Genomic DNA, 12,147 nt, shown 5'->3' on the forward strand with positions numbered 1-12,147 from the left:
CATTAGACAAGACTGGTCCGATTCTCACGACTCGCAAGCCCCTTTTGGCCGACGCCACACCACTGCCCGCACACGTCTCCGTGACCACCGCCCCGGAGGGTGAGGACTCACTGGTCCCCTCGTGGAAACCGACACCCGGACGGAGCAGCGTTTTGGTTGCAATCGAACAAGTGGCTAATTTTTGATCAATTTTTGGGCGATTTTCGGTAACGCCATCCGCCCTGCCAATTGCTCGCGAATGCGACCCTAACGGAATCTTACGACTCAGCCAAGCACTCGGTTGGAGCAATGCTTCACGAGTACCTCACATCTGAAAGATCAAATCACCCAGAGCCGGTTTCAACCCGAATTCCGAGTAAACCGCACGGGCCGCTGCTTCCAGCTCGTCCGCGAGTTGGGTTTCACCGCACGCGCGGTGCACGCGGGAGAGCTCCAGACGGGCCCGCGCCGCGCCCACGATGTCGAAGCCGGCCTCGCAGACGGCCACGGCCGAGTGCAGGAACGTGCGGGCCGCCCCGCACTGTGAGCGGGAGAACTCGTTGCACCCCAACACATACAGCACGAAACTCTCACCACGACGGTCGCGCGCCGACCGCGCCAGGTCCAGCGCGACGGAGAGCACGTCGAACGCCTTGCCGTGCTGCCCCTCGGCCACCAGCAGCTTGCCCAGCCGGTAGTTGATCTGCGCCAGCACCCGGACCGGCCCGACCCCTCCGCACAACTCCAGGGCGGCAACGAGCCGTTGCCGCGCGGAGGCGGGATCCGAGTCGTAGAGGTCGATCTGGGCCAGGAACTGCAGCGCGGCCGCCTGGCCCACGGGATCTCCCAGCCGCTCGTACACCGCCAGCGCCCGTTGATACCACTGCCGGGCGCCGACGAGGTCGCCGGACGACCGCAGCACGATGCCCATGTTGCGGTAGGCCAGTCCGAGCCCGGCGAGGTCGCCGAGATCTTCCAGGACGTCCTTGGCCAGCACGGTCATCTCGTACGCGAGGTCGTAGCGGCTCTGGCTGATGTAGAGCGACGCGAGCGAGCAGCGCAACACCGCCGTGCCGCGAACGTTGCCCGAACAGGCCGCGAGAGCGACGTCGTGCGTGCGCTGCCAGCCGTCGTAGTCGGTGCTGGCCTCGAACAGCGTGACCAGCCGGTGCGCCAGCTCCCAGCTCAGCTCGTCCAACCCGGCCTCTGCCGCCAGCGACACCGCCTCGGCCAAGGACGCGGCAGAAGCCTCCAGCCACGCCAGCGGATCGGACCGCAGCAAGGCATCAGGCCGCACGACCTCGCGCACCGCCGACCCGCGCACGATCGAGAACTCGCCGCCGTACAACGCGGACCGCGCGTGGTCCAACAGGTACAGCCACCCGCCCAGCACCCGCCGCAACGCATCGATGGACGCCTGCGAAGCGAACTCCCGGACCAACGGCGGCACCACGTAGTCGCCGCCGGAGAATGAGACGAGATGCGCCGACACCAGCTCGTCCACAGCGGACTGTCCGCGCACGTCCCCGAACGCCACCACCGGCGCCCACGACGGCACGGTGCCCAAGCCGGCGAGCACCCCCAGCAGCCGCCGCGCATGCAGGCTCAGATCCCCGGCCGTCTCCTCGAATCGCGCCCGAACGGACAGCCCGCCGTGCGCCAACGCGTCCAACGAGAGCCGGTCGAGGAGGAGCGAGATCGGCCAATGCGGGCGTGCGGCGAGCTGAGCTCCCGCGATCCGCAGCGCCAGCGGCGAGCAGTCCACCGCCGACACCAGCGCATCCGCGGAAGACGACTCAGCCGACACCCGAGAGGCGCCGATCTGCTTGCCCAGCAACGCCAGCGCCTGCTCAGGTTCCAACGGGCCGACGGAGACCACGTGCGGCAGCCGCAACCGGTGCCGCGAAGTCACCACCACCGCGCACCCCGGCGAGTGCGGCAGCAGCGGCGTCACCTGCTGCACGCTCGTCGCGTCGTCCAGCACGAGCAGAAGTGACTGCCGCGCAACAGCGTCTCGATACGCGCTCAACCGCGCCGCGAAATCCCCGGGGACGGGCAACCCGAACGAAGCGAGAAACCGGCCCAGCACTTCGTAAGGAGTCGAACCGCGCAGCCGCACGAACAGCTGACCGTCGGGGAAGTGCCCGTTCGCCACCCGGTGCGCCGCGTGCACGGCGAGCGTCGTCTTGCCCGCCCCCACCGGCCCCGTCAGCAACACCACCTGCGGAAACGTGGTGATCAGGTCCACAACGGACTGGAGCAGGCCCGCACGTCCGACGAAGTCCGCGACGGCCGCCGGCAGCTGGTGCGGGCGCGGGAACAGGTCGATCCGCACACCTGCCCCCTTCTGCCGGAAAACCGTCAGTCGAAGTCAGTCTCACACAGAACACCCGCAGGCTCACCGCCGTGAACACCCGTGACCCGTGCGACGATCGCTCGCATTTCATGCAGGTGCGAGGCCGCGGCCGGGTCGCCGAGCCGGTCCGCCGCATGCGCCAGCGCCAGCAACGACTCCGCTTCCCCGAGCACGAAACCGGTCGCCCGCTGCACCTCCACGGCCTCAACGGCATACGCGTGCGCCCGCGCCAAGTCGCCCGCCTTCAGCCCCAGCAAGGCCAGCGTCGCCAACGCTCGTCCGCGCTGCATCCGGAACCCGAAGTCCGTGGCCTGCGCCAAAGCCCGCGTGGCCAGCTCCACCGCGGACTCCGAGTCGCCGGCCGTGTGCAGCACACGGGCCAGATCGATCAGGTACTCGGTCTCGTTGTCCACCCGCCCGAGCGACTCGGCCAGCCGCAGCCCGCGCCGCAACGCCTCGACGGCGGGTTCCAGCTGTCCCAGCCGGTGGCAAGCGCTTCCCACGATCACCAGGCCGAGCAGCACGTACAGTTCCGCCTCGCCCTCTTCTGCCTCCTCGACCAGAGCCAGGGCACGGGACAGTGCACGCTCGGTCCGCCCGGTGTCGCGGTCGATCTTCGCCTCGACCGACTGCAGCACGTACCGCCACGCGTGCGAGCCGGACTCCTCGGCCAGCCGCGCACCGCGGTCGGCGTACTCCTTGGCCCGCGCCGGATCACCGAGCAACGCGTGCAGCTCCCCCAAGGCGAACTCCACCAACGTGTCCGAGACGCTGCCACCGGCGTCCTGCAACAACTCCCTCGACCGCTCGTAGTGCTCCAGCGACTCGCGGAGCCGTCCGGTCTGCGCGGTCGCCACACCCAAGTTCAGGTTCACCACAGCAGAAAGCCGGAGGTTGTCCTCCACCAACGGCAACGCCTCGCGCAGCAGCCCGACCGCCTCCTGCGTGCGGCCGAGCGTCAGGTGGATGACGGACAGGTTGTTGAGGCAGTGGAACCGTCCGTCCCGATCACCGGACTCCCCGTACAGCGCGAGAGCCGTCTCCAGATGCCCGATCCCCCGCCGTCCGTCCAGCTCGCAGTGCAGCGTTCCCAGGGAAAGGTGCATCGAGGCCTGGCCGCGCAGGTCGTTCTCCTGCTCAGCGGCCAGCAGCCCGGCCGACGAAGTCTCGTGCCACCGGTCGAACTGCTGGCGCAGATACCACATGCGGCGCAACGAGTCCGCCAGCTCCCAGCGGTAGTTCAGCGGTTCGGCGCGGAGAGCGCAGGTCGCCACCGACTCCCCCTCACCGTCCAACCAGGACAGCGCGGCTTCCTTGCTGTCGAACGACAAGCTCGAGGTGCCGTCCCGGCCGAGCCGGTACATCTCCGGCGCCAGCACGTCCAGCGCCGCGTCCGTGGTGTGCAGGTAGTGGTCGAGCAACCGCAGCGCGGCCTTCTCCGCGTCCTCGTCGGAGTCCACCAGCTCCCGCGCGTAGAGGTGCAACAGGTCGTGCATCCGGAACCGGCCACGGGTGTGCGGTTCGATCAGGCTCGCGCCCTCGAGCAACGACACCAGCGGCCGCACGTCGTCCACGCCCATCAGCACGGACGCCGTGTGCGCGGTGAAGTCCGTGCGCGGCAACAGCCCCAGCCGCCGGAACAACCGGACGGCCTCGTCTGGCAACGTTGTCAGCGAAAGCTCGAACGCCGCCGTCACCGCCGCGCGCCGGTCCCCGCTGATCGCCAGCTGCGCCAACCGGTTGCCCTGAGCGAGATCCGCGACGGCGTCCGAGATCCGGTCGTGCGGACGGCAAGCCAGGTTCGCCGCAGCGATCCGGATCGCCAACGGCAAGTACCCGCACAACGCCGCGAGATCCGCGACGGCCTCGGGTTCGGCCTCCGCACGCGCGGAACCCAGCACGCGGTTGATCAACGTGTGGGCTTCGCCAGGAGTGAGCAGATCCAGCTCGACGCGCCGGGCGTCGTCCAGCGCCGTCAGCCCGCGCATGTCGTTGCGGCTCGTGACGATCACCGCGCAACCGGGCGAGCCGGGCAGCAACGGCCGTACCTGGTCCTCGCAGGCCGCGTTGTCCAACAGGATCAGCACCCGCCGGTTCGACAGGATCGACCGGTACGTGCTCGCCTGCTCGTCGACCTCACGCGGGATCTGGTCCGGCTCGACGCCGAGCCCGCGCAGGAACTGCGTGAGCGCCTCGACCGGTGTCGTGGCGGGAGCGTCGTCGTAGCCGCGCAGGTTCAGGTACAACTGGCCGTCCGGAAACCGGTCGCGCACCCGATGCGCCCAGTGCACGGCCAACGCCGTCTTACCGACACCAGCGGTGCCCGCGATCGACGTGATCACTACGGTCGACGCCGACAGGCTCGCATCGAGTTCGTCCAAATAGGACTTCCGGCCGGTGAACCTGGCAAGATCCGCGGGGAGCTGCGCGGGCGCCTTCGGAGACACCGGCCCGGATTCGTTGTCCTGGTTGAGGATCGCCTGATGCGCGGTGCGCAAGCTGCGGCCAGGGTCGACACCCAGCTCGTCGGCGAGCAACCGGCGTGTCCGGTCGTAGAGCTCCAGGGCGTCGGCCTGCCGGTTCGACCGGTACAGCGCGATCATCAGCTGCTCTACCAGCTGCTCCCGGAACGGGTTCGCGGCCACCAGCGCGGACAGCTCGGTGATCACCTGCTCGTGCTGCCCGAGCTCCAGCTGCAACGCGAAGCACTGCTGGGCCACGGCGATCCGGCGCTCGTCGAGCCGTTCGGCCTCCACTCGCAGCGCCTGGCTGTTCAAGCCCGCCAACGCCGGCCCGCGCCACAGCGAGAGAGCCGTGCGCAGCAACCGGACCGCCTCAGCGGGTTCCACGGTCTGCGCGGTGGCCACGTGCCGCTCGAACGTGACCACGTCCAGGGCCGCCGCTCCGAGCACGATCCGGTAGCCGGGCCCGTCCGTGACGATCATCCCCGGCACGCCCAGCGCGGCACGGAGATCACCGACCGACTTCTGGATCTGGTGCTTGCCGGTCGACGGCGGCTCGCCGTCCCACACCACGTCGACCAGGTGCGCCAGTGGCACCACCCGGCCGGGCGCGAGCAGCAACGCGGCGAGCACCTTCTGGCCGCGCACGCCGCCGAGCTCGAGCCTGACGCCTGAGTCGCGAGCCTGGATCGGCCCCAGGATTCCGAAGTCCACGGGCGTCACCGTAGGGGCAATTTCCGCACTTGGGGAAAGGGAACGAGACGGTAGCGAGACGGGATCCGGCGCGGCGACCCTCGGGCCCGTGAGGCACATCGTGCTCGGCGTTTCCGCGCGTCCCGCGCTTCCTGTGCGACGGCACGTCCGGTCTGTTCCGGCGCATCCGCGCCCGGCCGTTCGGAGCAGTCGCCATCACCGGTGCGTGCCGCTCCACGGGCCGGCGTTCCACGCGATCCCGCGGATCACCGGAATTTCGCCGCCGCCGGGAAAGGAGGCACGGATGATCCCTCCTTTCGCAACATGATTCCGAGCTACGTTGAGCCCAGCCGCCGCGAACCTTCCGTTTGGAGGACTCGTGCGCGTGCTGCTCGCCGTTCTGCTGGTGCTCGGGCTCGTACCGCCCGCCTCGGCAGCTCCCGCCCCCGCGTTCGACGACCCGCTGACCTCGGCCCGCACGCAGTGGTGGCGCGACGCGAAGTTCGGCATGTTCGTCCACTTCGGACCGTACTCGTGGTGGGGCGGCGAGTACCGGCGCCCGGACGGCACGGTGTGCCAGGACGCCGAGTGGATCAAACTGCGCTGCGACATCCCGTGGCCCGAGTACGAGGCGGCCGCGCGCAAGTTCAACCCGACCGAGTTCGACGCCGACGAGATCGCGCGGCTCGCCCAGGACGCGGGCCAGAAGTACGTGGTCATCACGTCGAAGCACCACGACGGCTTCGCGATGTGGCCGACCCGCACGATGACCTGGAACCTCCACGACCACTCCGGGTTCCAGCGCGACATCCTGGCCGAGCTGAAGCGCGCGTCCGAACGGCGCGGCCTCCGGTTCGGGCTCTACTACTCGATCAACGACTGGCACGACCCCGGCGTCACCGGCGACGCGTCGGCCTACAAGCAGCGCATGCGCGAACAGCTGCGCGAGCTCGTGACCACGTACCACCCGGCCACGCTGTGGTTCGACGGTCAGGGCCAGCCGTGGTGGTCGCTGCGGGACGGTGACGAGCTGCAGCAGTACCTGCGCTCGCTCGATCCGAAGCTGATCATCAACGACCGCGTCGCCAAGAGCCGGTTCGTCGACGGCGACCACGAAACCCCGGAACGCCACCAGAACATCCCCCAAGCGCCACTGGACGCCGTCGCCTGGGAATCGTGCATCACGACGAGCAACCGCTGGGGCTGGGCCCGCTACGACACGGCGTTCAAGCCGTCGTCCCAGCTCACCCGGTTCCTCACGGACATCACCGGCCGCGGCGGCAACATGCTGCTCAACGTCGGCCCCGACGACCTCGGCCGCATCCCGGCGGGCGCCCAGCAGTCGTTGCGCGGCGTCGGGGACTGGTTGCGGGCCAACGGAAAGGCGGTCTACGGCACCTCGATGACCGGTCTGGTCGCGGATCCCGGCTGGGGCGCGGTGACCCGGCGCGGTGACAAGCTCTACCTCTCGGTCTACGACTGGGCTTCCTCGTTGCACCTCAGCACGAAGGCGCCGTTCGACGTGCTGGCCGCGCGGGTTCTCGGCAGCTCGCAACGGGTGCGCTGGCAAGCTTCCGGTGACGGGATCGACGTGCTGCCGTCAGGTCAGCCGACCAACTCCACGGCGTCCGTGGTCGAGTTGACGATCCGCACGCCACAACCGGTGCACGGCACCGGATCCGGCCTGAGCGGCGAGTACTTCGACGGCGACCGGCTCGTCGTTCGCCGCACGGACCCGACGTTGGACTTCCCGTGGCGGCTGACCACTCCGGCTGCGCCCGGCGTGCCGTTGGACGACTTCTCGGTGCGGTGGACCGGATCGCTGCAGGCGAGCTACACCGGCCCGCACACGTTGATGACCGTGTCCGACGACACGGTGAAGGTGTGGCTCGGCGACCAGGTCGTCATCGACAACACCAAGCCGCACGGCCCACGCGTCGACAAGGCGGTGGTGAACCTCGAAGCCGGGAAGAAGTACCCGATCAAGGTCGAGTACGCCGACCTGACCGGCGAGGCCTACCTCAAGCTGCTCTGGAGCAACCCGTACGAGTCCCAGCGAGTGGTCCCGAGCAGCGCTTTGTCGCCCGTGTGATCGCGGTGGGGACGATGTGTGGACGCTCTCTCGCACCCTCGGTGGCAACACCACCGAGGGGAGCCGGGGATGCGCACGACCAAGGACAGGGTGCAGCAGTGGACGGCCTTCGCCGTATTGGCGGCGGCCGTGGTCACGCTGGCGTGGCTGGGGCTGTCGCTGTAGCCAGGATCTGCTCGGCCACGGCCACCGCCCTGGGCTGACGCAGACGCCCGGCGGCCGCGACCGCCTCCTCGCCGTACCGGATGGCGGCCTCGCGGTCACCGAGTGCCAGGTGCAGCGTGGAAAGCTGCCCGAGCAGCCGGCACTCGCTCCACCAGCGGCTGGTCGACCTGACCACGCCCAGGCACCGCCGCACGAGATCGATCGCCTCGGCCAGCCGTCCGTTCAGCTGGGCGTCGAGTGACAAGGCCACGAGCACCGCGACCTGACCCATGTGATCGTGAACGTCCTCCATCGCGGCCAGCACCGCCCGGACGTCGGGCAGGTTCGTGTACGCCGTGCACAACCTCGCCACTTCCGGCACCCGCTGCCGCACACCGGCGAAGTCGCCCATCACGTACTGCCAGTACGCGAAGTCCGCCTGAGCCAGCGCCTCGCCCCGCCGGTCCCCCGTGGCCCGGTAGGAGGCCAGTGACTGTTCCAGGTACGACAGGCACTCCTGGTCCTGGAACGCGTCGAAGTGCACATGTGCGATGTCGTGCAGCACCATCGCGGACGACCGCAGATCCGCGTGCGACTTCAGGAGTTCGGCTGACTCGCGCATGGCGGCGAGCGCCTCCTCGGTACGTCCGAGCTCGGCGTGCACGATGCCGATGTTGTGCAGCGCGTTGGCCACCCCGGTGGGGGCGTTGGCAGCCCGCATCAGCACGACGCCGCGTTCGAAGTACTCCATCGCCTTGTCGTACTCGTACTCGTCTCGCGCGATCATGCCGAGCAGCCCCAGCGTCGACGCCTCGCCACGCATGTCGCCGATCTGCCGCATGAGGCCGAGAGCCTCGTGGAGATGCCGCGCGGCTCTCCCGCGGTCGTCCTGTCCCAGGTACGCAGAACCCAAGCCGCGCAACGCCTCGGCACGTGCCCGCAGGTCGCCGAGCTGGTGTGCGGCGGCGAGCGCGACGCTCTGCACCTCGACCCGTTCCCGGCCAGATCCGCGCAACAGCAGGAAGTGCGAGAAGTGGTGCGGCAGTTGCCACGCGTACCGGTAGTGCCCCTCGTACGCGGCCAGGTAGACCGCCGCCCTGAGGTTGCGCCGCTCCGCCTCCTGCCACGCCAGCGCCTCGACCGGCGTGGCGAACACCGGCGGGTCGACCAGCTCGTACGACACCGTGTCGTAGAGCTCGGGCCTGCCAGGTGCGATCCGCAGGGCGGAGGCGGCGGCGGCGTTCAGGTAGTGGTCGAGGATGCGGACGACCGCCTCGTCCTTCTCGTCCGGCTCGACGCTGGCCTTGGCGTGGTCGGCCAGCAGGTCGTGGAAGCGGTAGCGGCCGTTCTCCTTCTGCTGCACCAGATGCACGTCCAGCAGGTCGTCCAGCAACTGTTCCGCCTCCGCGCGCGTCGAGCCGATCACCGCGGCGGCGAGGTAGGCGTCCCAGTCGTCGCCCGTGTGCAGGCCGAGCCGCCGGAACAGGCACTGATGCCGAGGCGTGAGTTGCTGGTAGGACAGGGCGAACGCGCCCGACACGCTGCGCTCGCCCGCTTTCAGTTCCAGCAGCCGCTGTTCGGTGAGCCTGCGGACGAGGTCCTGGGCCGACCACGCGGGCCTGGTGCGCCAACGGGCGCCGACGACGCGCACGGCCAACGGGAGGTAGCCGCAGAGCCGGACGATCTCGCGTGACTCCTCGACATCGGCTTTGGGGCCGACGATGCTCGCGAGCAGGTTGAGCGAGTCCTCTTCGGACAGCACGTCGAGCGAGACCGTGTGAGCGGCGTCGAGATCCAGGAGCCGGCGCCTGCTGGTGACCAGCACGAGCCCGGTGCCGGGCAGCAGCGGGCGGACCTGGGCGGCGCTGCCCGCGTTGTCGAGCACCACGAGTGCCTTGCGGTGGGCCATTTCCGCCCGCCACCGAGCTGCGCGGGCGTCGATGCCGTCCGGGATGTCGTGCGCGGGCACGCCGAGTGCGGTCAGCAACGCCAGCAGCGCGTCCGACGGGGTGCGCGGCTCGACGCCGTCGGTGTAGGAGTGCAGGTCGACGAACAGCTGCGCATCGGGAAACCGCGAGGCCAGCCGGTGGGCGGCGCGGACGGCGAGCGTGGTCTTGCCGATGCCCGCCATGCCGTCGATCGCGGTGATCGCGACGCAGCCGGACGGGACGGCGGCGAGGATCTCGTCGAGATCTTGGGAACGTCCCGCGAAGTCCGGGATGTCGCCGGGCAGGTCGTTGCGGGCCCTGGGCCGGTTGTCGGCGGTGAGCACCTGCTGGTGGGCCTTCTGCAGGTCCTTGCCAGGATCGAGGCCGAGCTCGTCGGCCAGCCTGCCGCGGACGGAGTCGTACGCCTGCAACGCCTCGGTCTGCCGGTCGCAGCGGTGCAACGCCAGGATCAGCTGTGCCCACAACCGTTCCCGGGTCGGGTGCTGCTGAGTGAGCGAGCGCAGTTCGGGCACGAGCTGAGAGTGCCTCCCGGCACGAAGATCGCCCTCGATCCGCGCTTCCAGCACGGACAGGTACTTCTCGGTCAACGCCGGCACGTGGTCGCGTTCGAGCGCATCACTGCCGATGTCCGCGAACGGCCGCCCGCGCCACAACGCCAGAGCTTGGTGCGGCTCCAAGGTTTCGAACCGGTGGACGTCGACCTCGCCGGGCCGCACGTCCAGCAGATACCCGCCCGGCCGCGTCTGCACGAGATCCGGCTGCCCGAGGTCCTCGCGCAACCGCCCGACCGTGGTCTGCAACGCGTTCCGCGAACCACCGACGAGCTCAACGAGTTCGTCGACCCCGACCACCTGGCCGGGACGCAGCAGCAGCGCGGCGAGCACGACGCGCCGCTTGCCGGGCGGGACGTGGACGTGGCGCCCGTCGAGCACCACGTCCAACGGCCCTAGCAGACCGAACGACCTCACGTCCACTGGCCCCAGTGGACCATGTCCTCGAACTTCGTGCGCTTGCGCGTGCGCGGCGACGCCCCCTCGGAGACGCCCTCCTCGGCGGGGTGGCCGATCGCGATCATGCCGATCGGCACGTAGATGTCCGGCACGCCGAACGCCTCGCGCAGCTTCGGCCACTCGTCCTTGTCCGTCCCGAAGAACACCGCGCCGAGGCCCTCGTCCACCGCGGTCTGCAGGATCAGCAACGCGGCCATGCCCGTGTCGATGTCCCAGTACGGCACCGGCCAGTGGCTCTCGTCGCGGTCCGTCCAGCCCTTGTCGTCCTGCGCGTACCGGTCGAGGTAGATGTCCTTGGCCGAGAACGGGATGACGACCACGGGTGCGGTCTTCGCGTCCTCACCTGCCCAGAACTCGAACATCTCGTTGAGCCGCTTCAGCGACTCCCCCTGCAGCACCAGGAATCCCTGCCCCTGCGAGAACCCGGCGGACGGCCCGCGCACGGCGTTGCGCATGATCCGCTGGATGCTCTCGTCGCTGACGGGCTCGTCGGTGAACTTGCGCACCATGCGCCGGCGCCGCACCACGTCCTGAAATTCCACAACGACCTCCCCAGATGTGATCCCGACGGTAGCGATTCAGCGCCGCGTCAGCCACCGCTCAGCGGCACCCGCGACGCTGAGGACCATGGAGTTCCGTCTGCTCGGCCAGTTCGAACTGCGCGACGGCGACCGCGGCCACCACCTGGGCGGCCCGATGCAGCGCACCCTGCTGGCCCACCTCCTGCTGGCCGGCCAGGCGGTCCGCACCACCGACGACCTCACCCGCCGCCTGTGGGGCACCGCGGACAGCTCCACCTCGACGCTCCAGGTGCACGTGCTGCGACTCCGCAGGCTGCTCAAGGCCACCGGCTGCAGTGCCACCATCGAGACCAGCCCCGGCGGCTACCGCGTCAACCTCGGCGACGACACCGCGGACGTCACCGAGTTCCACCGGCACATCGCGTCGGCGCGCAACACCGATGACGAGGTCCGCGAGCTGCACGCCCTCGACGCGGCACTGGACCTGTGGCGCGGCACCCCGTTGACCGGCGTGACGGCGGACTGGCCGCGGTTCCCCGAGGTCCGCGCCCTCACCGAGGCCCGCGACGAGGCCAGGACCCGCCGCGCCGAGCTCAGGATGACCCTCGGCAGATCCCCGGACCTGCAGGACCTGCGCGACCTCATCGCGGAGCACCCGGAGCGCGAGCACACCCGGCACCTGCTGATGTGGGCGCTGCACCGGGCCGGGCGGCGCAAGGAAGCCCTGGCCACCTACGAGGACGCCTACCGCTACTCGGTCGGCCAGCTGGGCCTGGAACCGTGCCGGCAGCTGCGGGAGCTCCAGCACCTGGTGCTCAGCGGCGGCTAGAAGACGTCTGCAAGGGCTTTGTTGGCGGATCGCAGGGTTCCGTCAGGGAAGCGCTCTCATGCCCCCGGTTCCGTCCATGAACGGAACCTTCATGGACCTGAGGTGGACAAAG

Annotated in this window: 6 protein-coding genes; 2 read left to right on the forward strand and 4 right to left on the reverse strand. The window is 69.6% G+C overall.

Features of this window, described 5'->3' with window-relative positions; genetic code table 11:
* Positions 1-304 precede the first annotated feature (304 nt).
* Both UK23_RS05755 and UK23_RS05760 read right to left on the reverse strand, forming a co-directional pair.
* The gene (locus UK23_RS05755; RefSeq protein WP_052684381.1) at positions 305-2,314 is read right to left on the reverse strand and encodes a tetratricopeptide repeat protein; all 2,010 of its coding nucleotides are present in this window, start codon (positions 2,312-2,314) and stop codon (positions 305-307) included.
* A 26-nt stretch (positions 2,315-2,340) separates the two neighbouring features.
* Entirely contained in the window at positions 2,341-5,511 is a 3,171-nt protein-coding gene (locus tag UK23_RS05760) for an AfsR/SARP family transcriptional regulator (protein ID WP_196777623.1), read from the reverse strand.
* A 358-nt stretch (positions 5,512-5,869) separates the two neighbouring features.
* On the opposite strand from UK23_RS05760, the gene UK23_RS05765 reads away from it, so the two are divergent.
* Positions 5,870-7,582 carry an alpha-L-fucosidase gene (locus tag UK23_RS05765; protein ID WP_196777624.1) on the forward strand — a complete coding sequence of 571 codons (1,713 nt, stop codon included), beginning with the start codon at positions 5,870-5,872 and terminating at the stop codon, positions 7,580-7,582.
* A gap of 133 nt (positions 7,583-7,715) precedes the next feature.
* Here UK23_RS05765 and UK23_RS05770 read toward each other — a convergent pair whose 3' ends face one another.
* Both UK23_RS05770 and UK23_RS05775 read right to left on the reverse strand, forming a co-directional pair.
* Positions 7,716-10,649, reverse strand: coding sequence for an AfsR/SARP family transcriptional regulator (locus tag UK23_RS05770; protein ID WP_052684383.1), 2,934 nt, complete (start codon positions 10,647-10,649; stop codon positions 7,716-7,718).
* Positions 10,640-11,227 carry a nitroreductase family protein gene (locus tag UK23_RS05775; protein ID WP_045310307.1) on the reverse strand — a complete coding sequence of 196 codons (588 nt, stop codon included), beginning with the start codon at positions 11,225-11,227 and terminating at the stop codon, positions 10,640-10,642. The genes UK23_RS05770 and UK23_RS05775 overlap by 10 nt, the downstream gene beginning before the upstream one ends.
* A gap of 85 nt (positions 11,228-11,312) precedes the next feature.
* Between UK23_RS05775 and UK23_RS05780 the strand changes: the two genes are divergently transcribed.
* Positions 11,313-12,035 carry an AfsR/SARP family transcriptional regulator gene (locus tag UK23_RS05780; protein ID WP_052684384.1) on the forward strand — a complete coding sequence of 241 codons (723 nt, stop codon included), beginning with the start codon at positions 11,313-11,315 and terminating at the stop codon, positions 12,033-12,035.
* Positions 12,036-12,147: the final 112 nt, after the last annotated feature.

It is taken from the genome of Lentzea aerocolonigenes, from assembly GCF_000955955.1.
GTDB classification, from domain to species: Bacteria; Actinomycetota; Actinomycetes; order Mycobacteriales; family Pseudonocardiaceae; genus Lentzea; species Lentzea aerocolonigenes_A.

Coding starts and splice junctions, on each gene's coding strand:
- UK23_RS05780 (WP_052684384.1), top strand. CDS start 11,313: ATGGAGTTCCGTCTGCTCGGCCAGTTCGAACTGCGCGACGGCGACCGC.